This window comes from Arthrobacter sp. Leaf234, assembly GCF_001422665.1.
Taxonomy (GTDB): domain Bacteria; phylum Actinomycetota; class Actinomycetes; order Actinomycetales; family Micrococcaceae; genus Arthrobacter_D.
In genome coordinates this window covers 310,170-331,226 of record NZ_LMLU01000005.1, presented here as the reverse complement: position 1 = coordinate 331,226, position 21,057 = coordinate 310,170, and the positions used below count along the sequence as shown (strand labels likewise).

The window sequence follows — 21,057 nt, the reverse complement described above, 5'->3', positions numbered from 1 at the left end:
CCACCATGGGTTTCCGCCCCAGCCACGTACCGCTCCGCCTCACCACCGGCGCCTTCATCCTCAACTCCGGCCTGGGCAAGACGAGCCTCGACGAGGGCTCGGCCGGCTACCTGCAGGCCATGGCGTCGAAGGCCTTCCCGCAGTTCAGCCAGCTCGAGGCCCAGCAGTTCGGCAAGGTCCTCGCCGCCTCGGAGATCGCCGTCGGCTCGGCGCTGCTGGCACCGTTCATCCCCAGCCGGCTCGCGGGCGTCGGGCTCCTGGCCTTCTCGGCCGGCATGATGACCATGTACTTCCGCACCCCGGAGCTCACGCAGGAGGACGGTGTCCGTCCCACGCAGGACGGCACGTCCGTCGCGAAGGACATCTGGATGGTCGGGATCGCCCTCGCACTGCTGCTGGACCGCAAGAAGAAGTAGGCACCCCCGCCGGTGGCCCGCTCACCCGCGGGGCCACCGGCGTGGCAGACGACGGAAGGACCCGGGCGCCATGTGCGGACGATTCGTGATCGCCGGCAACAAGGCCGACCTCATCGACGCCTTCGAGGTGGACGAGGCGGTCGAGGGCGAGATCGAGCCGTCCTGGAACGTGGCTCCCACCGACACCGTGCAGCTCGTCGTCGAACGCCTCGACCCGGAGACGGGTGAACTGACCCGATGGCTGGAACCGGCCCGGTGGGGACTCATCCCGTCCTGGTCGAAGTCCGCGTCCGTGGGCTCGCGCATGATCAACGCCCGCAGCGAGACCCTCCTCGAGAAGCCCTCCTTCCGCGCCGCGGCCCTCAAGCGCCGCGGGATCGTCCCGGCGGACGGCTACTACGAGTGGCGGAAGAACGACGACGGCACCAAGACCCCCATCTACCTGCACGGCCCGGACGGCGGGCACCTCGGATTCGCCGGCCTGTACGAGTTCTGGCGTGACCCGGCGACGGCGTCCGAGGAACACCCGAAGGGCACCTGGGTGGTCAGCTGCAGCATCATCACCCGACCGGCGAGCGACGCCCTGGGTGAGATCCACGACCGCACCCCGGTGATCGTCCCCGCCGACCTGCGCGGCGACTGGCTCGACCCCCGGAATGATGCGCGCCCCGCGGTGCAGCAACTGCTGGACGCCATCCCCGACCCGCACCTGCTGCCCCGGCTCGTGGGATCCCGCGTCGGCTCCGTGCGCAACAACGGCCCCGATCTCATCGACCCGCTGCCGGGGGACGTGACGGCGGACGCCGAACAGCAGACCCTGCTCTAGCCGGCGGCGGGCGCCGTCGGGCCCTCCATGCCGCCGGCGCCCGGGGGCGCCGGGGGCTGGTCGGCGATGAATTCGTTGACGGCGAGCGCGAGGACGTCCCGCTCGAAGGGCGGGAGCAACAGGGAGCTGTAGAGGTAGGCGTCCACCTCCTCCTCACCGGCGTTGCCGCCGAGGCTGAAGTACCGCAGCCACAGGTCGTACGTCGACAGCGCGGTCGAGCGGAAAGCGGCGCACGTCAGGCGCTGCTGCTCCTGCTGGCTCATGCCCGTCGTCATCCTGTGCCTCCCGAGGATCGGCCTCCCGGCCCTCGGTCGCGCCGCTGCCGCGCTCGGGTGCCGTGCCCGTCCTGCTGTCCCCAAGGTAGCCACTGCGGGCGCCGATGGAAACCCCGGCAGCGCCGCATCGTCCTCCTTGTCGCCACGCCACCGCCTGCCTAGGGTCGGAACCAGGGACCGGCACACCACGAGCACGAGTGAGGCACAGCATGATCAGGACGGACATCGCCCCGGGGATCCACTACCTCGAGCACGCGAGGACGAACGTCTACCTCGTGGAGGACGACGACGGCGTGCTGCTCGTGGACACGGGCCTGCCGCGCTCGAAGGGCCTGCTGCTGGAGGCGATGGAGCGGATCGGCCGTCCCGTCGGGGACCTCCGGGCGATCGTCCTGACCCACGGGCACTTCGACCACGTGGGCACCGCCGAGCACCTGAGGTCGCGCTACGGGATCCCCGTGTACTGCCATCCCGACGACGCCCGCATCGCGGCGCACCCCTACAGCTACGAGCGCGAGCGCACGCCCTTCCTGTATCCGCTCCGGTATCCCCGCGCCGTCCCCGGCCTCGCCCGGATGACCGCGGCCGGCGCCCTGATGGTCGAGGGCGTGGCGGACACCCTCCCACTCACCCCCGAGGCGGCCGCGGCGCTGCCCGGCGCGCCGCTGCTCGTGCCGACGCCCGGTCACACGAAGGGTCACTGCGGGCTCCACTTCTCCGACCGCGACGCCGTGATCAGCGGTGATGCCCTCGTGACGCTCGATCCGTACACCGGCCACCCCGGACCGCAGGTGGTCGCGCGCGCGGCGACCGCGGACACCGCCACGGCGCTGCGGTCGCTGGAGGCGCTGCGGGCCACTGCGGCGAGGACGGTGCTCCCGGGGCACGGCTTCCCCTGGCGTGCGGGCGTCGACACCGCCGTCGCGCAGGCCCTCGAGGTCGGCGGGCACTGATCCGGCCGCCCCCGGCGGGCCGGTACCGACGAGGCGATACGCTGGATGTATGGGCTGGTTCAAGCAGAAGACGGTGATGGGCTTCGCCCGGGTCACGATGAAGCGGGCCGCTCTCGGCCTGTTCTCGGCGCAGGCGGTGGTGATCGCGGGCCTGGTCGCCGTGGACACCTACCAGAAGCGCCAGCGCCGCAAGCGGCCGGGCTTCCCGCAACCGGGGACGTTCCACACGAGGATCGCCGACACGGACACCACGGTCTACACGTACGGCGAGGACCTCTTCGACGCGATGATCGCCGCGATCGACCGGGCCGAGCACCAGGTACTCCTCGAGACGTACATCTGGAAGGGTGACGAGGTCGGTGCGCGCTTCCGCGACGCCGTGAACCGCGCTGCGGAGCGCGGAGTGAAGGTCTTCGTGATCTACGACGGGTTCGCGAACCTCGTGGTCAACCCGTTCTTCTACGCCTGGCATCCACGCGTCAATGCCTACCGCTTCCCCGTGCTCCGGCCCTCCATCGTCTTCACGAACATCCGTGGCACCGGGCTGGACCACCGCAAGGTCCTGGTGGTCGACGACGAGGTGGGCTTCGTGGGCGGCTACAACATCGGCTCCCTCTACGCCACCAAATGGCGGGACACGCACCTGGAGATCCGCGGCCCCTCGGTCTGGGAGCTCCGCGAGGCCTTCGTCGGGTTCTGGAACCTGCGGGCCATCCCGCGCAGGCCCGAGCTCCCCGATCTCAGTGCATCCTTCTGGGAGCCGCGCATCCGCGCCGTGAACAACATCCCCGCGAACCTCGTGTTCCCCATCCGGGGGATCTACCTGGACGCGATCAACCGGGCGCGGCACCACATCTTCATCACGACGGCCTACTTCATCCCGGACCGGCAGATCCTCGACGCCCTGCTGCGGGCCAGCCGCCGGGGCGTGGACGTCCGCGTGATCCTGCCCGAGGACTCCAACCACGTGGTCTCGGACTGGCTCTCGCGCGGGTTCTACTCCTCCCTGATCGACGCGGGCGTCCAGATCCTGCTGTACCAGAACTCCATGATCCACGCGAAGACCGCGACGATCGACGGCGAGTGGAGCACCGTCGGTACCGCCAACATCGACCGCCTGAGCCTGACGGGCAACTACGAGATCAACCTCGAGATCTTCGACCGCGCCCTCGCCGCGACCATGGAGCGGATCTTCGAGGTGGACACCTCCAACAGCCGCGTGCTCAGCAAGGAGGAATGGGACAGCCGGCACCTCGTGGCCCGCGTGAGCGAGGCGATCCTCGCGCCGCTGCGCCCGTTCCTGTAGCCGGAGCACCCGCGGGGCTTCCCGCGTCGCGGCGCGGCGCGGCCTCAGCCCCGGTGGGCGGTCCCGCCGTCCGCGTCCCGCGGCGCGGCGAACCGCTCCATGTACCCGCGGTGCGAGGAGCCCACGTGGCCGGCCATCAGGCGTTCGGCCTCCGCCTCGCTGCCCGCGTCGATGGCCGCCATGATCAGCCGGTGCTCACCCCAGGACTGCTTGCCGCGGTTGTCCACGTCCGCCGCGTACAGCCACTCGATCTTCCCCGAGATCTGGCGCAGCAGGGCCGCGAGCGAGGCACTGCCGCTGAGTTCCGCGACGCCCAGGTGGAAGCGGATGTTGAGTTCGGGGAGGTCCGCGAGGGCATCGGCGGCCACCGCGCGGTCGCCGTCGTCGAGGATGTCGGCAAGGGCCCGGCGCGCCGACCACCACTGCGTGCTGGGCGCGTCCGCGGCGAACTGCGCGGCCGCGCGGCGCGCCGCCCGGCGCGCGATGGTGGACTCGATGACGCCGCGCACCGCGAAGAGGTCCTCGGCGTCGTCGAGCGGGATCTCCGCGACCGTGGACCCCGCATAGGGCTTCGACTCCACGAAGCCTTCGGCCTCCAGGGCCCGCAGCGCCTCGCGGACGGGGACGCGAGAGACACCGTACTTCGTGGCCAGAGCCGCCTCCGTCACCCGGACGCCGGGCAGGAGCGTCCCGAAGATGATGTCGCGGCGGATCGCGTCGAGGACGCGCTGCGGGGCCGCGGCATCCTGCTCAGGCCGCAAACGCCGCGCCCGGGATGGCTCCAAGAAGCTCCTTCGTGTAGTCCGCCCGAGGGCGGTTGAAGACCTCGTCCACGGTACCGCTCTCCACCACGTCACCCGATCTCATGACGACGACGTCGTGGGCGATCTGCCGCACCACCGAGAGATCGTGCGTGATGAACAGGTAGGTCAGGCCGAGCCGGTCCTGCAGGTCGGCGAGCAGCGTGAGGATCTGGTCCTGGACGAGGACGTCGAGCGCCGAGACCGCCTCGTCGCAGATGAGGAGCTCGGGTTCGAGCGCGAGGGCCCGGGCGATCGCGACGCGCTGCCGCTGGCCTCCGGAGAGCTCGTTCGGGCGGCGCTGGGCCACCCCGCGCGGCAGCGCCACCTGGTCCAGGAGTTCCGCGACCCGCTCGCGCCTGCTTTCCCGGTCCCCGACGCCGAAGATGCGCAGCGGCTCGTCGATGAGCCGCTCGATGCTGTAGGTCGGATCGAGCGATCCGTAGGGGTCCTGGAACACGGGCTGCACCGTGCGGCGCAGCGCGCGCCGTTGTGCGCCCCGCGTGGTGGTGAGCGACGCGCCGTCGATCAGGGCCTCCCCGGAGGACGCCGACTCCAGCCCGAGGATGATGCGCGCCACCGTGGTCTTGCCCGAACCGGACTCGCCCACCACCGCCGTGGTGGTGCCGCGCTCCACCTGGAAGGAGACGTCGTTCACGGCACGCACCGTCCCGCCGCGCTGCCCGCGCAGGGCGAACTCCTTCACGAGGTTGCGCACCACCAGGATGGGTTCGCTCCGTGCGGCCGGAGTCTCGGCGAGGGGGTCGGCGTCGAGCGCCGCCGCGACCGAGGGGGCAGCCGCGACCAGCTGCCTCGTGTACTCCTCCTGCGGGTCGAGGAGGATCTGCCGGGGCGTCCCGACCTCCACGATCCGGCCCTCGGACATGACGATAATGCGGTCGGTGCGGTCCGCGGCGAGCCCGAGATCGTGCGTGATGAACAGCAGGGAGGTGCCGCGCGCGTCCACGAGCGACTGCAGGTGGTTGAGGATCTGGCGCTGCACCGTGACGTCCAGGGCCGAGGTCGGCTCGTCGGCGATCAGCAGCTCGGGCTCGCCCGCGAGGGCGATGGCGATGAGGACGCGCTGGCGCATGCCGCCCGAGAACTCGTGCGGGTACTGGCCGTACCGCCGCTCGGCGTCGGGGATGCCCGCCTCCGTGAGGAGGGCGACCGCACGCCTCTTCACCTCGCCGCGGTCCAGCTTCCCCTCGGCCCCGAGATCGCGGCGGCTGGCGACGAGGGCGTCGGCGACCTGCGGACCGATCTTCATGGCCGGGTTGAGGTTGGACATGGGGTCCTGGGGCACGAGTCCGACGCGCTGGCCCCGGATGCTCCGCATGACCGGCTCGGTCGCCGTCGCCAGATCCTCGACTCCACCGCGCGTCCGTCCGGCGCCGAGGATGATCGACCCGTGGGTGATGCGTCCGCTCCCGGGCAGCAGGCGGAGGATCGCGCCGATGGCCGTCGACTTGCCCGAACCGGACTGGCCGACGATCGCCACGCGCTCCCCGCGCCGCATCGAGAACCCGATGCGGTGCAGCACGGGGGTCCCGCCGAAGGTGACGTCGAGGTCGGAGACCTCCAGGATGTTCTCAGCGTCCTGCAGCATAGCCCTGTGCTCCTCGGGGGTTGGCGGAGGCGGACAGCACGCCGGTCGCGTGGTCCTTGGTGACGGAGGAGAGGCGGCCGAGCGACCAGTCCCCTGCGCGCGTGACGACATGGCCGCGGCGTTCGAGGTCCGCGATCACGTCCTCGCCGAGCCGGTCCTCGACCACGGCGCCGCCCGGCTCCCAGGTCCGGGGCCAGAAGGACCCGGGGATGGATGTGGTGTGCAGGGACGGCGCGTCGACGGCCTGCTGGGGCGAGTACCCGCCGACGATCGTCCGCAGGAGGTACAGCAGCTGCCACTGGTCCTGCTGGTCCCCGCCCGGGGACCCGAGGGCGACCACGGGCCGTCCGTCCTTCAGGACGAGGGTCGGGGTGAGCGTGGTGCGGGGCCGCTTCCCGGCCTGCAGCGTGGACGGGCCGCCCTCCTCGAGCCAGGTCATCTGCAGGCGCGAACCCAGGCAGAAGCCGAGCTCGGGGATGGCCGGCGAGGACTGCAGCCAGCCGCCGCTCGGTGTCGCGGAGACCATGTTGCCGTGCGCGTCGACGACGTCGATGTGGCAGGTGTCCCCGCGGGTCTCGCCGCTGCGCGACACCGTCGGCTCCCCGACCCCGGCGAAGCCGCTGCCGTCGGCCAGCGCCGGCGGCGTGTAGCCCGTGCGGAGCGGTGGCGTGAAGGGCTCGACGCCCGGGACCGTGCCCGGCCGGAACTCCCGGGAGGCCTCGTCGGTGATGAGCGCGCGGCGTTCGGCGGCGTACTCCGCCGAGAGCAGGTACTCCATGGGCACGTCGGCGTCACCGTAGTACGCCTCACGGTCGGCGATCGCGAGCTTCTGCGCCTCGAGGATGGTGTGGACACCGATCGCCGTCGAGGGGTCCAGGCGCTCGTCGTCGAATCCGTCGAGGATCGCGAGGGTCTGCAGCAGGGCCGGGCCCTGGCCCCAGGGCCCGGTCTTCGCGATGGTGTGCCCGCGGAACTCGAGGGTGGTCGCCTCCTCGTAGCCCGCCTCGAAGCCTGCGAAGTCCTCCACGGTGATTACTCCGGCGTGGTCGAGTCCGGAGGAGTGCCGGTGCGGCGTCCGCACGAACTCCGCGGCGGCCTGAGCCACGAGGCCGGTCCGCCACTCGAGCCGGGCCGCGTCGATGCGCTCCTCGCGCGTCCCGCCGTCGGCCGCCGCAGCGACCAGTGACCCGAGCACGCGGGCGTAGGCCTCGTTGCGGATGACCTCGCCCTCCCGTGGCGGCCGGCCCTCGGGCATCCACAGCGCGGCCGAAGTGGGCCAGTGCTCGGTGAAGAGGTCGGCGACGGCGGCGATGGTCGCGCCGACGCGCCCGACGATCGGGTGGCCGTCACGCGCGTACCCGACGGCGAAGGCCAGGACGTCCTCCAGTTCCCAGGTCCCGTGGTCGCGGAGCAGGACCAGCCAGGCGTCGACGGCGGCGGGGACCGCAGCGGCGAGCGCCCCGGCGCCGGGGACGAGTTCGAGGCCTTCGGAGAGGTAGTGCTCACGGGTCGCGGCCGCGGGTGCGGGGCCCTGGCCCATGAGGACCACGGGCCTGCCGGGTTCCGCCGCGGTCGCGAACACCCCCGTCATGTCCCCGCCGGGGCCGTTGAGGTGCGGCTCAACGACGTGCAGGACGAACGCCCCGGCCACGGCGGCGTCGAAGGCGTTGCCGCCGCGCTCGAGCACGGCCTGGGCTGATGCGGTGGCGAGCCAGTGCGTCGAGGCGGTCATGCCGAACGTCCCCTGCAGGGTGGGCCGGGTGGTGAAGGAGGGAGGGGGTGTGTACGTCATCGTGGTCACTTCCGGGTGGTGTTCGTCGGGTCGAAGGCGTCGCGCAGGGCATCGCCGAAGAGATTGAAGGCCAGGCAGATCAGCGCGATCGCGATGCCCGGGAAGATCGCCGCGCTGGGCGCGCGGAAGATGTACTGCTGGGCGTCGGAGAGCATGATGCCGAGGCTCGGCGTGGGCGGCTGGATGCCGAGCCCCAGGAAGGACAGGAGTGCCTCCCCGATCACGGCGACGGGCATGATGACCGTGGCCTGGACGATGATGGCGGACGTCGCGTTGGGCAGCACGTGCCGCAGCATGATCCAGGTGGGCGAGGCGTCCATGGTGCGGGCCCCGAGCACGAAGTCGCTCTCCTTGATGCGCAGCGTCTCGCCACGGACCACCCGGATCATGGTGGGGATCTGGGCGATACCGAGGGCGATCGCCGCATTGCCGAGGCTCGGCCCGCTGATGGCGGCGAGTCCGACGGCGATGATGAGGAACGGGAAGGCGAGGGTGACGTCGGTGAGACGGGAGATCACGGCGTCGAACCCGCGGGAGTAGCCCGCGAGCAGGCCGAGGGGCGTCCCGATGACCACGGCGAGGAGGACCGAGAGCACACCGACCTGCAGCGAGGTCTGGATGCCGAAGAGCAGGCGCGAGAGGATGTCCCGCCCGAGATCGTCCGTGCCGAGCGGGAAGCCCTCGGTCAGCGGCCGCTGGAAGGGTGTGTCGAAGTGCACCTCCGACGGCGAGTAAGGCGCGAGGAGCGGGGCGAGCAGTCCGGCCAGCACCACGGCGACGAGCATGATGCCGCCCGTGATGCCCAGCGGGTTGTGCCGGAGGGAGGACAGGATGCGGCCGCGGCCGGAGCCGAGGCCGGCGCCTCCCGCTTTCGGGGGCAGGGTTTCGACGGCCATCAGTTGGCTCCTCCGACGCGGATCTTGGGATTGACCACCGAGTACAGGATGTCCACGGCGAGGTTGATGAGGATGTAGCTGACGGTGATGATGAGCACCACGGCCTGGATCACGGGATAGTCGCGGGTGAAGACGGCGTCGAGCGTGAGCTTGCCGAAGCCCGGCAGGGCGAAGATCCGCTCGGTGACGACGGCGCCCGAGATGAGGCCGCCGAGCTGGAGACCCACGATGGTCACGACGACGATCAGGGAGTTCCGCAGGCCGTAGCGCACGAGGACCCGCCCGCGGCCGAGCCCCTTGGCCCGCGCGGTCCGCACGTAGTCGGTGGTCATGGTCTCGATCATCGACGCCCTCGTCTGGCGCATGATGACCGCGGCGAGACCCGTGCCGAGGATCAGGGCGGGCAGGGTCAGGTAGTACAGCCCCCGCAGCGGATCCGAGAGCACGTCGACGTAGCCGGAGGCGGGGAACCAGCCGAGCGTCACCGCGAGGTAGAGGATGGCGAGGATGCCGAGCCAGAAGTTCGGCACGGACAGGCCGACGAGGGCGAAGGCGTTGGCGACCCACTCGGGCCAGCGGCCACGGAACCGCTCCGCGATCACCCCGAAGAGGATGCCGATCACGATGGCTACCACGATCGCGTAGGCCGAGAGCCACAGCGTGACGGGCAGCGTGGTGGCGATCAGTTCGGTGACCGGGGTCCCCGTGCGGGTCGATTCACCGAAGTCGCCGCTGAACGTGTTGCGCACGAACGCCAGGTACTGGGTCACGAGCGGCTGGTCGAGTCCCATGTCGGCGCGCACGGCAGCGAGCTGTTCCGGCGTCGCCTCCTCCCCCGCCATGGCGAGGGCGGGGTCCCCGGGCAGCTGGCGCACGCCGATGAAGACGACGAGGGAGGCGAGGACGAGGGTGACGACCGACTGCCAGAGCCGGGTGAGGAGGTAGCGGCCCATGTCAGTTCTCCGTCTCGTCGGTGGGCTCGATGAACGCGGCGTCGCTCAGGTGGACCACGCCGTCCGTGAAGGTCTCGACGCCGACGACGTCGGTGCTGTAGGCGGTCAGGTTCCGCTGGCGGTAGAGGTAGATGATCGGGTTGTCGCGCTGCACGAGCTCGACGGCCTTGCCGTAGAGCTCCGCGCGGCCCTCGACGTCGTTGATCTGCGCCGCACTCGTGAGCACCTCGTCCAGTTCCGGGTTGCTGTAGCCCGAGTAGTTGTTGCCGCCACCGGTCGAGAGGAAGTTGAACATGTTGCCGTGCGGGTCGATCCGCCCGGACCAGCCGAGCTGCAGCGCCTCGAAATCGCCCTGCGACTGCACGTCGAGGAGCGTCGAGTACTCCACGGGCACCACGGTGAGGTCGAAGCCGCCGTCCGCCACCGCGGCCTGCAGGGCCTGGCCGAAGCGCAGGGTGTCCGGGGTGTTGGTGACCTGCATCTCCAGCGGGTACGGGGTCTCGACGCCGGCGTCCTCGAGCAGCTGCCGCGCGCCCTCCGGGTCGTAGGGTGGGCAGGCCTCGCTCAGTGCGGAGGAGTACGGGCTGTCCGGGGACACCGGGGAGCAGGCGGGTTCGAACCAGCTGTTGAACACGGTGTTGACCAGTGCCTCACGGTCGATCGACATGGACAGCGCCATCCTGATGGCGCTCTCCTGGGCGATGGGCGTGTCGATGGTGCCGGGCGGCTCCCCCGCCCCGTCCACGTTACCGACGTTCACGGTGAGGGCCTGGTAGCCGAGGGAGCCGACCTGGAGCACGCCCACGCCGTCCTCCTTGAGCAGCGCGTCGACGTCCTGCGGGGAGATGGTGTCCGCCACCTGGACGTCGCCGGAGCGCAGGTTCGCGGCCCTGATGTTGGCGTCCGTGATGATGCGGTAGGTGATGGTGTCGAGGTGGACGTCCTCGGCGTCGTAGTAGAGCGGATCGCGCTCCACGGTGATCGAGGTCTGGGGCACGCGGTCCACGAACTTGAACGGCCCCACGCAGACCGGGCTGACGCCGAAGTCCGCCCCGTTCTCGGCGATGGCCTGCGGCGAGAGCATCATCCCGGCGCGGTCGGCGAGCGCGGCGGTCAGGGGAGCGAACGGCCGCTCGTAGCTGATCTCGACGCGGTCCTCGCCGACCGCGCGGATCCCGGTGATCGGGCCCAGTTCACTCTTGCGGGTCGAGCCCTCGAGGGTCAGGTGGCGTTCGAGCGTGGTCCGGACGGCCTCGGCGTCGAACGGGACGCCGTCCGCGAACACGGCGTCCGTGCGGACCGGGATGGTGACCGTGAGTCCGTCCTCGGAGACCTCCGGCAGCGCGGCGGCGAGCTGCGGGACGATCTCCCCCTCGGCGTCGATGTCGTAGAGCTTCTGGCACATGGTCTGCATGACGTACCGCGTGTAGAGGGAGGACGACGTCGTCGGGTCGAGGCGGTCCGGTTCGGCCGAGAGCGCCATCACGAGGTCACCGCCCTCCCGGACCATGGCATCCCCGAGGGGAACGCCCGTCACGTCCTCGCGGACCGGCGCTGCCGGCAGGGGCTGGATCGGTTGGCAGGCGGTCAGGGCCGTGACCGCCATGGCGGCAGCGGCCAGGAGTCCGGCGGCTCTGCCGGACCTCCTGCCGCGCGCACTGCGGGCCTGCAGGTGCTGGTTCTGGTGCTGCATGGGGGTTCCTCACGAACGGACGGGACGGAACTGCTGCTGCGCTGCGGGATACAGCTTCTGCACGGGCGAAAGGATTGAATACAATCGCTCGTACGACGATAAGCTTCGTATACATTCGTTTCAAGACTGTTACCAAGGGAATTCATGGCGAAGAAGAAGGCGAAGAAGAACCCGCGCGTCGCGACGGACCGCCTGCACCTGTGGCTCATGCTCGTCCTCACCTTCTCGACGGGCGTGATCGACGCCGTCGGCTACCTCGGGCTCGACCGCGTCTTCACCGGGAACATGACGGGAAACGTCGTCCTCCTCGGGATGGCCTTCGCCGGCGGGGCGGACCTCCCGATCCTCCGGCCCGCCCTCGCCCTCGTCTTCTTCATGGTCGGCGCGGCTCTGGCCGGGCGCGTGCTGCGGAAGGGACCGGAGGGCTGGTCGGGGCGCACCTCGAGCACGCTGCTCACGGTGACGCTCGGACTCACCGCGCTCGCCGTTTACGTGGCCCTCGTCAACGTGCATGCCGCGGAGATCCTGGGCAGCATCACGACGTCGGTGCTCGCCACCGCGATGGGCATCCAGGCCGCCACGGCGAAACGCCTCAAGGTCGCCGAGATCACCACCGTCGTCGTCACCTCCACCATCACGGGCCTCGCGTCCGACTCCCGGCTGGCCGGCGGCAGGAGTCCCTTCTGGGCGCGCCGCTTCTCCGCCATCGCGCTCATCATGGCCGGTGCCGTCGTCGGGGCGCTCACCCTGACGGTGGACCTGTGGCTGGGCATCGCCGTGTCCGCGCTGCTGTCCGGCGTCGTGACCCTGGTGGGGCACCTGCGCCATCGGACGGACCGCCGCTCGGCGACGGCGGAGAACGCCAAGGAAACCGCATTACGGTAGGAGTATGGATCAGCTCGACCAGCACTACGCTTACCACCGCCTCGCCCGTTCATGGCCGCAGTACCGGTGGTGGAAACCGCTCCTGACCGGGCTGCTCGGACTGGCCTTCTACCTCGCGCTCACGGTACTGCTGCTCGTCGTCGGCGTGGTCGCGGCGCTCGCGACCTCCGCCGACACGCAGCGGATCATGGAGGCTGCGGAGGCGCTCGATCTCAGCAACCCGGTGATCTTCGCCTTCACCCTGGTGTCCCTGATCCTCATGATCCCCGCCCTGGGCATGGCGACGTTCATCATCGGCCCGAAGCCCATCGGCCTGCTCTCCTCCGTGGCGGGGCGGATCCGCTGGCGTTGGCTGGTGACCTGCGTCGTCACGGCGATCGCCGTCTTCCTCGCGAGCCTGCTCGTCTCGGCCCTCCTCACCGTGGTGTTCCCCGAGGACGGCCCAGCGCCGTCCGCTCAGCAGGACACGTCGGTCCTCTGGATCATGCTCGCGCTCTCCCTGCTCGCGGTCCCGTTCCAGGCAGCCGCCGAGGAGTACGTGTTCCGTGGATACCTGATGCAGGCGATCGGTGGCTGGCTGCGGCATCCGGCGTTCGCGATCCTCCTCCCCATCCCCCTCTTCGTGCTCGGTCACGGGTACGATCCCCTCGGCCAGGCCGACGTCGCGGTCTTCGCCCTCTTCGCCGGGTGGATCACCTGGCGTACAGGCGGACTGGAGGCGGCGATCGCCGTCCACGCGATCAACAACATGACCATCTTCGTCCTCGGCGCCGTCGGGGTGGTGGACGTGAACAACACCGAGGGCTCGGTGGGCGGGCTGGTCGTCTCGGTGGCGACCATGGCCGTCACGGCAGCCGTGATCGTGCGGCTGGCGAACCGGCGCGGGATCGGACGGACACGCCCCGGTGCGGCCGGTCCCACGGCGGCCCGGCCCGACCCCGTACCCGCGGGAGCCGGCCAGGACGCACACCCCGGCTTCCCCGGGGGGATGCACGCCGTCGCCGGGGTCCCGGCCCAGGTCCGATCCTGGGACCCGACCCAGTACGGGACGGGCCGGCACGGGACCGACGGGCACGTCGACGCCCCGATCACTGCCCCCTCCGCCGCCCCGCTGGTCCAGCATCCGGCCGAGCCGACGCCGGCACCCCTGCAGCGCCCGGTGTGGCAGGACCCGTTCGGATCGCCCGTCGACCGCCCGCGGGCGGGCGCTGCGCAGCCCGCACCGGGGCGCGACTACACCGCCGACCGTCATCCGTCCGGACCCTCGCATCCCGGCGGTCCGGGCTACCCCGCCGGCACGCCCTACCCGTCCGGTCCCGGCTACCCCGCGGCGACCTCGGGCGCGTCCGCGGCGCGCCCGGACTCTGGTGACGGCCAGGAGGCCCGGGACGACGACGGCGATCGGTCCGGGGACGAGCCCGGACGCTGACCCTGCCCCGCGACGCCCACCGGCACGACGCCGGGCGCCGGCCCAGGACGACGGCCATCGGTCCGGGGACGAGCCCGGCGCCGCCCCTACCTGACGACGCCCGCCGGCACCTCCGGCACCGGCGTCAGCCCTCCACCCGGAGACCCATGCTCTCGGCGAGGAACGGCGCGAGGAGGAGCAGCTGCCCGTCGTCGATGGTCGCTCCCCGCAACCCGTCGATACCGTTGATGGTGCGGAAGCTGCTCGTCCGCAGATCCGTGTCCCTGAGCCGGGCGCCGTCGAGCGTGAGTGTGCCGACGGTGCAGTCCTGCAGGGCCACGCGCGTGGCCGTGCAGCCCGTGAGGTCCAGTTCGCCGATGATGCACCCGCTGATCAGGACATCCGTGAGACGGGCACCGCGCAGGTTCACGAAGTCGAGCTTCCCGCCGTCGAGGTGCACGGCGTCGAACCTGCTGTCGTACAGCTCGGCGGATCCCCAGCGCGAACCGCGCAGCGACGTCTCCCGCCAGCTGGTGCGGGAGGCCCGGAACACCGGCGCGAACAGATCCTCGAAGGAACACTCGAGGAAGCGCGCGCCCCGCAGTTCCGTCCCGTCGAGGGAGACATTCTGCAGCAGGCACTCCTGCAGCGTGATGCCCGCGAGGTCGCCCGCATCGAGGACGGCGCGCGCGTAGAACTCGCCCTCCCGGTGCTCGCCGTCGAGGAGGACGGGGGCATCGACCCGCGTGAGGTTCGACGGTGCGTGCAGGGCGAGGCGAGGGGCTTCGGTCGACGTGCGTGCTGATCGGGGTGGCATGGTTCCTTCCGGTCCTGACCCGCTCCACCGGCTGGGCAGGTGATCCTGATCCAATCACGGGCCGGTGTCGGATCGGGCAGCGCGGGCAACGGGGGCGCGCTCATCGGCTGGATCGCGGTCCTCCTCTGCGTCACCCCGCACGACGCCGAGGAGCGCTTGCTCGACGAGCTCGCCGCGCGCAGGTGAGGGCGGGGCGCGACGATCAGCCGCCGTGCTTTACTGGACAGCATTCGGCAGTCCAGGGGGAGGAACAGCGATGAGCACGGACCGGCTGCAGGGCACCTACGATCCCCGCTACGAGGGCATCTACCAGCGGGGCGGCGCCACCGATGCGGTGCCGCGGATGACCTCCGAGGCCCCTCCCGCTCCCGCCCTTCCCGTCGCCCCGCCCGACGAGGCAGCCATCCCGGGGATCGTCGAGGTGGGACCGGACACCGCGCGGGAGACCGAGGAGCCACGACCCCGCAATCCTCTCGACGTCTGGATCTGGGTGGCGGCCGCCGTCCTCACCGCGCTCGGGGTGTACTTCTTCGCTGCGCCGAGCATGTACCAGAGGGCCTTCGACGAAGCCATGATGAACGGACAGGCGAACGGGATGTACGTCAACCCCTGGTTCAACACCACGGTGCTGGCGGCCCCGCCGCTGATCCTCCTCGGCCTGGCGACCGCCGTCGCCCAGCTCTTCGTCCTCTCCATCCGGCACACCCTGCGCACGCGCTGACCGGGCGGGCAGTCCGCCACCGGCCGCGCCCGTAGGCTGGGAAGCATGGAATCGCCGATCGACACGTACCTCAGGACCATCCACCGGGAGATCTCCGAGCTGCGGGACGGCAAGCCGTACAGCACCATCCCCGCCATGGCGAACGTCGATCCGGACAACTTCGGCATCTGCCTGACCACCGTGGACGGCTACATGTACGAGGTCGGTGACACGCGCGAGGAGTTCACCATCCAGTCGATCTCCAAGCCCTTCACGTACGGGCTCGCCCTCGCGGACCTCGGCATGGAGGCGGTGGACGCGAAGGTGGACGTCGAGCCGTCGGGGGATTCCTTCAACGAGGTCTCCCTCGCCCCCGGGACGGGACGCCCGTCGAATGCGATGATCAACGCCGGAGCCCTGACGGCCACGTCGCTGGTGCAGTCGCGCGGCGGCAACACCCGGTTCAAGCGGATCGTGAACGCCTATTCGGCGTTCGCCGGCCGCCAGCTCGGCGTGAACCAGAAGATCTTCCGGTCGGAGCTGGAACACGGGCACCGGAACCGCGCCCTCGCCTACCTCCTGCGCTCCTTCGACATCATCGAGGACGATCCGACGCCGGTCATCGAGGACTACTTCCGCCAGTGCTCGGTCATGGTCAACTGCGTCGACCTCTCCGTCATGGCCGCGACGCTCGCGAATTCGGGCCGGAATCCGCTCACCGGGGTGGAGGCGATGGACATCCTCGCCGTCGAGCGCGTCCTCTCGGTGATGACGACGTGCGGGATGTACGACGACGCCGGTTCGTGGATCAGCACCGTCGGCATGCCGGCGAAGAGCGGGGTGGGCGGCGGCACCATCGCCGTCCTGCCCGGCCAGGTGGGGCTCGCCGTGTACTCCCCGCCCCTGGACGAGCACGGGAGCAGCGTCCGCGGGATGGCCACCAGCCAGCGGCTCTCCCGCGACATGGAACTGCACTTCGTCCGGGCCGCGCGCGCCGGGCGCTCGGCCATCCGGGCCACCTACGACATCACGGCGGCGCCGTCGGGTATCCGCAGGACCGACGAGGCCATGGAGGTCCTCCGCGACCACGGCCACCGCGCCATGGTGATCGAGCTCAACGGGGACCTGCTCTTCGCGGGGACCGAGTCGATGGTGCGCGAGCTCAGCGGGCTGGACGACGACGTCGACGTCGTGATCCTCGACCTGCGGCGCGTCGACGAGGTGGCGGACGTGTCGCTGCGCCTGCTCGGCGAGGTCCGGGCGAACCTTGAGGCGGTGGACTGCGAGCTGGTGCTGATCGACGGCGAAAGCACCCTCGCCGAGACCTTCAAGGACGTCGACCGGGCCGTGCCGACCTTCGACACGCGCACGGCCGCCGTGGAGTGGTGCGAGAACGAGCTGATCACCCGCTACGGCGGCGATCTGGTCCTGCCCGCACGGGTGGAGGTGGCCCAGTGCCCCGCCCTGAGCCCGCTGTCCGAGGAGGCCGTCGAGGCACTGACGCTGCGGATGGAGGACAGGACCTACGAGAAGGGGCACGTGGTGCGCCGCGTCGGGCAGAGCTTCGGCGGCGTCTTCTTCATCCTGTCCGGGAAGATCGCCACGTCGGTACCCGGTCCTTCCGGCGAGCGGCTCAGGCTGACCACGCTGAGCGCCGGCATGACCTTCGGGGAGCTGGCCCTCGGCAGCGACGACCGGCAGGAGACCACGGTGAAGGCCCTCGAGGACGTCCATGTGAAGGTCCTCACGGCGCAGGCCATCAGGAGCATCGAGAAGGAGGATCCGCCGCTCGCCGTGGAACTGTGGAAGGCCCTGACCCGGGACGCCTACACACGGGTGGACCTCTACCTCCGGGAGACCGCGGTGCGCATCCGCGGCTGACGACCCGGCCTGCGTCCTGGCGCCGTTCGGCTTCGAGGGATCCATCGCCCTCGGCCTGGCTCTGTTCATCGCCGCCGTCGGCGGCGGGGCCATCGTCGCGCTCGTGGGTGCGGTGCGGATCATCCAGCTGCGGACGGCGACCAGGCGAAGCAGCCGCTGAGCACTGGCTCCGAAAAAGGCAGGATCACTGTCACGGTGATCCTGCCTCCTGCATGCCGGGACGTCCCGGGATGCGGCGGACCTCAGACGGTCTCGGCCGCGGCCTTCAGGTTCCTGAGGGTCCGGCGGATGTTGCCGCGCTGGAAGGCGGCGAAGGTCGTGCCACCCGTCGCGACATAGTCGAAGGCGCGTGCCGCGGCATCGTGCCAGGGTCGGTCGTCCGTCCAGGTCTCGGTGACGAGCGTGCCGCCGTCGCCCTCCTCGAAGGTGTAGCGCCATGCGGCGATCCTCGCGGGCAGCCGCCGCGTCCGCCCGCCGATCGCATGGACGCGGAAGGCGAACTCCCGGCCCGGCTCCGCGGCCGTCACGGTGCAGCGGGTGGTCCAGCTGACCCGTCCCCGCGTGTTGGCGCCGTCGAACACCGTCCCGACCCCGATGGGCACGCCCGGTGCCGCGAGCACCGCTCCCCTGTTCTCCGGGCTCCACTCGCCCATCCGCACCACGTCGCTGACCATGCCGTACAGCACCTGCGGCGACTGCGCGATCACCACGCTGTCCTGGACCGAGATCACCCGTCCCATGCGTTCCCCCCTCGCTCGGATACCTGGCCGGACCGGCCCGGTGGGAGCGGGGCGCCGCGGGCCAGTCTACGGCGCCTCCCCTTCCCTCCCCGCCGGCGTCCCGACCGGCACCGCCCCGACCGGCACCGCCACGGTCGGCACCGCCCTAGACTGGCGGTCGGACATGGCCGAACCAGGCCCGTGACGGAAGGACGGACGGCGCATGACGGTACTGATCGCGGGATGCGGGGACCTGGGCACGGAGGTCGGGCTGCGGCTCGCCGCCCGGGGGGAGCGCGTGGTCGGCTGGCGCCGCTCGCCGGAGCGCCTGCCGGCCGGCATCGAGGGGGTGCGCGCCGACCTGACGCAGCCGCTGCCCCCGGTCCCGGCTGATACCGACGTCGTCGTCATCGCCACCGCGGCGGGCGGCAGGACGCAGGAGGCGTACCGCAGCGCCTACGTGGACGCGACCGGCAATGTGCTCGATGCCCTCGAGCGCGACGGCGTCACCCCGCGCCGGGTCCTCTTCGTCTCCTCCACCGCCGTGTACGGGGATTTCGGCGGTGGATGGGTCTCGGAGGACTCACCCGCGGAGGGCACCGCCCCGACCGCGCGCCTCGTGAAGGAGGCCGAGGACGTCCTCCTCGCACGGACCGACCACGGGACGGTGCTGCGCCTCTCGGGTATCTACGGTCCGGGGCGCACGCGTCTCATCGACCAGGTGACCGGCGGCAGCGCGGTCCTGCCGCAGGAGGTGCAGTGGACCAACCGGATCCACCGGGACGACGCCGCCGCCGCGATCGTGCACCTCGTGCTGGACGTCGAGGAACCGGAGCGGATCTACCTCGGCAGCGACGAACTGCCCGTCGACCTCGGCGAGGTGCTGCGCTTCCTCGCCGCCGAGCTCACCCTCCCGGAGCCGCCGGCGGGCGACGGCTCCGGCGGTCCGGTCCGGGGCGGGGCCCGCCGCGTGGACAGCAGGCGCCTGCGCGCGTCGGGCTTCTCGTTCACCTACCCGACCTACCGTGAGGGGTATCGAGCCGTGCTCGCCGGGGAGGGCGTCAGGAACCCCTGACGGATGGTGCGGGCCCCGCCGTGCGCATGCCGGCTGCGAGCCGTCCGAGGCGCACGAGGGACCAGACGAAGATACTCACGACGAGCAGGTTGCGCAGGGTGAGCAGGACGGCGACAGCGGGGTTGAGCTCGTAGCGCAGGGCGTCGTAGAACACCGGGTAGACCAGCGTGGTGAGGGCGGCCGTGGCCAGCATCGCGAGGGCGGGGTACCGCCAGCCCGCCACGCCGTCCAGGACCAGCCCTGCGGCGATCACCGCCGCGATCCACAGCATGAACTGCGGCGAGCCGACCTTGTTGAAGACCACGAGCGTGGCGACGAGGGCGAGCGAACCGGTGGCGAGCAGGCTCCCGGCGGCGGCCCCGCGGTGCAGGGCGACGGCCAGGGCGGCAGCCACCACCAGCACGGTCAGGACCAGCAGCGGTGTCATGAGGTCGCCGACCACGCCGCTGAGCGCGCCCCGGACCTCCATGGTGTTGATGACCTCGTCCTCGAAGAAGTAGGCGCCCGAGGAACCGGTGATGGCCTGCCAGACACCGGGGGTGCTGAGCGGGGCCTCGAGCTGCATGCCGCGGGCGCCCTGGGCACTGAGGAAGCCGGTGAGGTTCCGGACGTCCCCGAAGGCCGTGACCGCTGCGGCGATCGCGGCGGTGAGGGCGAGGCCGGCCCCCACGATGCGCAGCCTGCCGTCACGGACCACCACGAGTGCCGCGAGCACCACGGCGGCGGGCCACACCTTCATCCAGGTGGCGGCGCTGAGGAGCAGGGAGGCCACGAAGGGGCGGGCGGCGACGACGAGGAGCCCTGTGATGACGAGCGGGGCCGTCAGCCCGTCGATCCTGCCGACGGCGACGGGGCCGAGCAGCGCGGTGGCGGTCAGCCACCAGTACGCGGCGGTGAACGACGACGGCGTGCCGCGTCGCAGCAGGGCGGCGGTTCCCAGGGCGTTGAGCCCGGCGAAGAGCGCGAACCAGGCCAGCTGGTAGAGGAACGGACCGAAGGCCGCGGCGAGCACCATGGTCGCGAGCGCCCCCACGGGGTACACCCACGCCGTGTCGATGCCTTCCCAGACGCCGTCGTTCAGTGCGCTGTAGGCCCATTCGCGGTAGAAGCGGATGTCACTGAGCACTCCCCCGCCGATGATGAACGGCAGCAGCCGGGCCAGGAAGCCCGCGTGGATGACCGCGAAGAACAGCCAGACCGAGCGGGCGGTGTTCCGGGTCTCCGGGCGGGGCAGGCGGATGCGCACGGGTTGCTCCTGGTCGGGGTGGTGGCGGCAGCGGCCAGTCTCTCACCCGGTGCGCGGCGTGCGCCAATCTTTCCGCCTGCTCCCGGCGGGGGCGGGATGCGTCAGCCGCCGGAGGCCGAGCTGGACGGCGATCCGGTCCACCACGAGGTCGAACAGCGCCGCCGGGTCGGCGAAGGTGGAGGGACCGTACTGGCCGAAGACCTCGAAGGAGACGGCACCGAAGAGGGCGGACCAGGCCTGCACCGTTGCCGCGATCACCCGGTCCGGCACGGCGAGTGAGAGCTGGTCGCGGATGGCCCGCAGATCCGGTGCGAGCACGGGCGCGACGGGTTCGGCCGTGTCGTCGAGCTCCCCCGATCGCCAGGCACCGTCGATGATCAGAGCGAGCAGCGTGACCACGCGCGTGCCCTCGCCGGTGGTGCGTTCGGCCGGAGCGGCGTACCCGGGGACGGGACTGCCGTAGAGCAGCGCATAGCGGGACGGCTCGCGGACGGCCCAGGCGCGCACCGCCTGCGTTAGCGCCCTGAAGCGGTCGGCGGCGGCCGTCCCCGCGGCCTCCACCGCGGCGTCGACCTCGTCCCCCAGTTCGGTGTAGGCATCGACGACGAGGAGCGTCAGCAACTCGTCACGGTTGGCCACGTACCGGTAGACGGCGGACGAGACGACGCCGAGCTCCCGCGCCACCGCGCGCAGGGAGAGCGCGGCGGCGCCGACCTCGCCGAGGTGGCGGCGCCCGATGCTGGTGATGTCCCCGAGTGTCTGCTCCCGGGCCCGGGCCCTCGGTGTTCCTGGCATGGCGCCAGCCTT

At 71.2% G+C, this 21,057-nt stretch carries 21 protein-coding genes; 10 read left to right on the top strand and 11 right to left on the bottom strand.

Annotated features, from left to right (window positions below; all coding sequences use genetic code 11):
* Positions 1-5 precede the first annotated feature (5 nt).
* On the top strand, positions 6-416 hold the full coding sequence (locus tag ASF21_RS09370) for a hypothetical protein (protein ID WP_055769970.1): 411 nt from the start codon (positions 6-8) through the stop codon (positions 414-416).
* Between the two features lie 70 nt (positions 417-486).
* The gene (locus ASF21_RS09365; protein WP_055769966.1) at positions 487-1,242 is read left to right on the top strand and encodes an SOS response-associated peptidase; all 756 of its coding nucleotides are present in this window, start codon (positions 487-489) and stop codon (positions 1,240-1,242) included.
* On the opposite strand, the gene ASF21_RS09360 is transcribed toward ASF21_RS09365, so the two are convergent.
* Complete coding sequence (locus ASF21_RS09360) at positions 1,239-1,505, bottom strand: hypothetical protein (protein ID WP_055769963.1); 267 nt, start codon at positions 1,503-1,505, stop codon at positions 1,239-1,241. The two genes, ASF21_RS09365 and ASF21_RS09360, sit on opposite strands and share 4 nt — an antisense overlap.
* 221 nt (positions 1,506-1,726) lie before the next feature.
* Here ASF21_RS09360 and ASF21_RS09355 point away from each other — a divergent pair, with 221 nt between their 5' ends.
* Positions 1,727-2,470 carry an MBL fold metallo-hydrolase gene (locus ASF21_RS09355; protein ID WP_055769960.1) on the top strand — a complete coding sequence of 248 codons (744 nt, stop codon included), beginning with the start codon at positions 1,727-1,729 and terminating at the stop codon, positions 2,468-2,470.
* Between the two features lie 49 nt (positions 2,471-2,519).
* Complete coding sequence (locus tag ASF21_RS09350) at positions 2,520-3,776, top strand: phospholipase D-like domain-containing protein (protein WP_055769957.1); 1,257 nt, start codon at positions 2,520-2,522, stop codon at positions 3,774-3,776.
* A 44-nt stretch (positions 3,777-3,820) separates the two neighbouring features.
* On the opposite strand, the gene ASF21_RS09345 is transcribed toward ASF21_RS09350, so the two are convergent.
* Genes ASF21_RS09345 through ASF21_RS09320 form a run of 6 tightly spaced genes read right to left on the bottom strand, consistent with a single transcriptional unit; the run spans position 3,821 to position 11,519 of the window.
* On the bottom strand, positions 3,821-4,537 hold the full coding sequence (locus tag ASF21_RS09345) for a GntR family transcriptional regulator (RefSeq protein ID WP_082471406.1): 717 nt from the start codon (positions 4,535-4,537) through the stop codon (positions 3,821-3,823).
* On the bottom strand, positions 4,527-6,185 hold the full coding sequence (locus tag ASF21_RS09340) for a dipeptide ABC transporter ATP-binding protein (protein WP_055769954.1): 1,659 nt from the start codon (positions 6,183-6,185) through the stop codon (positions 4,527-4,529). Before ASF21_RS09340 ends, ASF21_RS09345 begins: the two co-directional genes overlap by 11 nt.
* Entirely contained in the window at positions 6,169-7,977 is a 1,809-nt protein-coding gene (locus ASF21_RS09335; RefSeq protein ID WP_055770743.1) for a gamma-glutamyltransferase family protein, read from the bottom strand. The genes ASF21_RS09340 and ASF21_RS09335 overlap by 17 nt, the downstream gene beginning before the upstream one ends.
* Positions 7,978-7,982: 5 nt before the next feature.
* The gene (locus ASF21_RS09330; RefSeq protein WP_055769951.1) at positions 7,983-8,873 is read right to left on the bottom strand and encodes an ABC transporter permease; all 891 of its coding nucleotides are present in this window, start codon (positions 8,871-8,873) and stop codon (positions 7,983-7,985) included.
* Complete coding sequence (locus ASF21_RS09325; protein WP_055769948.1) at positions 8,873-9,826, bottom strand: ABC transporter permease; 954 nt, start codon at positions 9,824-9,826, stop codon at positions 8,873-8,875. Before ASF21_RS09325 ends, ASF21_RS09330 begins: the two co-directional genes overlap by 1 nt.
* A gap of 1 nt (position 9,827) precedes the next feature.
* Positions 9,828-11,519, bottom strand: coding sequence for an ABC transporter substrate-binding protein (locus ASF21_RS09320; RefSeq protein WP_082471405.1), 1,692 nt, complete (start codon positions 11,517-11,519; stop codon positions 9,828-9,830).
* Positions 11,520-11,663: 144 nt separating this feature from the next.
* On the opposite strand from ASF21_RS09320, the gene ASF21_RS09315 reads away from it, so the two are divergent.
* On the top strand, positions 11,664-12,404 hold the full coding sequence (locus ASF21_RS09315; RefSeq protein ID WP_055769946.1) for a YoaK family protein: 741 nt from the start codon (positions 11,664-11,666) through the stop codon (positions 12,402-12,404).
* A 4-nt stretch (positions 12,405-12,408) separates the two neighbouring features.
* Complete coding sequence (locus ASF21_RS09310; protein ID WP_055769943.1) at positions 12,409-13,833, top strand: CPBP family intramembrane glutamic endopeptidase; 1,425 nt, start codon at positions 12,409-12,411, stop codon at positions 13,831-13,833.
* Between the two features lie 124 nt (positions 13,834-13,957).
* On the opposite strand, the gene ASF21_RS09305 is transcribed toward ASF21_RS09310, so the two are convergent.
* Positions 13,958-14,629, bottom strand: a complete 672-nt coding sequence (locus ASF21_RS09305) for a pentapeptide repeat-containing protein (protein WP_055769941.1) — start codon at positions 14,627-14,629, stop codon at positions 13,958-13,960.
* Positions 14,630-14,668: 39 nt separating this feature from the next.
* Here ASF21_RS09305 and ASF21_RS16820 point away from each other — a divergent pair, with 39 nt between their 5' ends.
* From ASF21_RS16820 to glsA, 3 genes are all read left to right on the top strand, one after another.
* Positions 14,669-14,815: a hypothetical protein gene (locus ASF21_RS16820; protein WP_157365831.1), complete on the top strand. Its 147-nt coding sequence runs from the start codon at positions 14,669-14,671 to the stop codon at positions 14,813-14,815.
* A gap of 70 nt (positions 14,816-14,885) precedes the next feature.
* On the top strand, positions 14,886-15,350 hold the full coding sequence (locus ASF21_RS09300; protein ID WP_055769939.1) for a hypothetical protein: 465 nt from the start codon (positions 14,886-14,888) through the stop codon (positions 15,348-15,350).
* Positions 15,351-15,395: 45 nt separating this feature from the next.
* Positions 15,396-17,210: a glutaminase A gene (gene glsA, locus ASF21_RS09295; RefSeq protein WP_055769937.1), complete on the top strand. Its 1,815-nt coding sequence runs from the start codon at positions 15,396-15,398 to the stop codon at positions 17,208-17,210.
* 242 nt (positions 17,211-17,452) lie between these two features.
* Here glsA and ASF21_RS09290 read toward each other — a convergent pair whose 3' ends face one another.
* Positions 17,453-17,950 carry an SRPBCC family protein gene (locus ASF21_RS09290; protein WP_055769934.1) on the bottom strand — a complete coding sequence of 166 codons (498 nt, stop codon included), beginning with the start codon at positions 17,948-17,950 and terminating at the stop codon, positions 17,453-17,455.
* Positions 17,951-18,152: 202 nt separating this feature from the next.
* On the opposite strand from ASF21_RS09290, the gene ASF21_RS09285 reads away from it, so the two are divergent.
* Positions 18,153-19,004 (top strand): SDR family oxidoreductase, encoded by an 852-nt coding sequence (locus ASF21_RS09285; RefSeq protein WP_055769933.1) that lies wholly within the window; start codon positions 18,153-18,155, stop codon positions 19,002-19,004.
* On the opposite strand, the gene ASF21_RS09280 is transcribed toward ASF21_RS09285, so the two are convergent.
* Both ASF21_RS09280 and ASF21_RS09275 read right to left on the bottom strand, forming a co-directional pair.
* Entirely contained in the window at positions 18,991-20,250 is a 1,260-nt protein-coding gene (locus tag ASF21_RS09280; RefSeq protein ID WP_055769931.1) for a glycosyltransferase 87 family protein, read from the bottom strand. The two genes, ASF21_RS09285 and ASF21_RS09280, sit on opposite strands and share 14 nt — an antisense overlap.
* Positions 20,251-20,292: 42 nt before the next feature.
* Positions 20,293-21,045 carry a TetR/AcrR family transcriptional regulator gene (locus ASF21_RS09275; protein ID WP_055769928.1) on the bottom strand — a complete coding sequence of 251 codons (753 nt, stop codon included), beginning with the start codon at positions 21,043-21,045 and terminating at the stop codon, positions 20,293-20,295.
* Positions 21,046-21,057: the final 12 nt, after the last annotated feature.